Raw genomic sequence first — 1,536 nt, forward strand, 5'->3', positions numbered from 1 at the left:
GGCTCCGGCCAACGGGGCCTACGGCACCGCCATCGCCGAGCAGATGGGCGAGCGGCTGCGGCAGTGCAGCCGCTCGGTGAACATCCGTGAGCGGCTCGATTTCTCCTGCGCCCTGTTCGATGGCTCCGGGCGGCTGGTGGCCAACGCCCCCCACATCCCCGTGCACCTCGGCTCGATGGGCGACAGCGTCGCCAGCCTGCTGGCCGCCGTGGCCGCCGGCACCCTGCCGCCCCTGGCGCCGGGCGATGCCTACGCCGCCAACGACCCCTTCGATGGCGGCACCCACCTGCCCGACATCACCGTGATCACGCCGGTGTTCGCCCCTGACGCCACAGACCCTGCCGCTTCCTGCGAAACACCGCCGAAGCCGCTGCTGTTCGTGGCCTGCCGCGGGCACCACGCCGACGTCGGCGGCCTCACCCCGGGCTCCATGCCCCCCTTCAGCCGCCGCATCGAGGAGGAGGGGCTGCTGCTGCGCCACGTGCCGTTGCTGCGCCAGGGCCGGTTCGATGCGGAGTGCTGGCGGCAGCGCCTGGCCGCCGGCCCCCACCCGGTGCGCAACCCCGAGCAGCTGCTGGCCGACCTCCAGGCCCAGGTGGCCGCCAACCGGCTGGGGGAGAGCGAACTGCAGCGGGTGCTGACCCGCGATGGCACCGATGAGGTGAGCGCCTACCTGGGCCACGTGCTGGCCAATGCCGAGGCGGCGGTCGCCGAGGCGATCGCCGGCCTCACCGGCGGCAAGCACAGCGTCGAGCTCGACAACGGCAGCCGCATCGTCGTGGCCATCCGCATCGACCGGGCCGCCCGCCGGGCCCGGATCGACTTCAGGGGCACCTCCCCCCAGCTGGAGGGCAACTTCAATGCCCCGCTGGCGATCACCAAGGCGGCGGTGCTCTACGTGTTCCGCTGCCTGGTGGGCCGAGCGATCCCGCTCAACGCCGGCTGCTTCGCACCGATCGAGCTGGTGGTGCCCGAGGGGTGCCTGCTGCACCCGCGGCCGCCGGCGGCGGTGGTGGCCGGCAATGTGGAAACCTCCCAGGCGGTCACCAACGCCCTGTTCGGGGCGCTGGGGGTGATGGCGGCGGCCCAGGGCACGATGAACAACCTCAGCTTCGGCGATGCCGACCACCAGTACTACGAGACCATCTGCGGCGGCACCGGCGCCGGGGTGCTGGCGGATGGCAGCGGTTTCGCCGGAGCCAGCGCGGTGCAGAGCCACATGACCAACTCGCGCCTGACCGATCCGGAGATCCTCGAGGACCGCTTCCCGGTGCGCCTGGAGCGCTTTGCCATCCGCCGCGGCAGCGGCGGCGGCGGCCGCTGGAGCGGCGGGGACGGGGTGGTGCGGCGGCTGCGCTTCCTGGCGCCGATGACCGTATCGATCCTCTCCGGCTCCCGGCGGGTGTCCCCCTTCGGACTGGCCGGTGGCGGCGATGGGGCGGTGGGGCGCAACCGGCTGGAGCGGGCCGATGGCCGCCAGCAGGAGCTGGCCGGCTGCGACCAGGTGGCCGTGCAGCCGGGCGACCTGCTGGAGAT

Annotated in this window: 1 protein-coding gene; it reads left to right on the forward strand. The window is 73.4% G+C overall.

Translation table 11 applies throughout. From position 1 onward, the window contains the following. The coding region (locus VB737_RS16690; protein WP_500314614.1) for a hydantoinase B/oxoprolinase family protein at positions 1-1,536 on the forward strand (1,536 nt) is incomplete at both ends.

Source organism: Synechococcus sp. BA-120 BA3 (assembly GCF_034931285.1).
In the GTDB taxonomy this organism is placed as follows: domain Bacteria; phylum Cyanobacteriota; class Cyanobacteriia; order PCC-6307; family Cyanobiaceae; genus Cyanobium.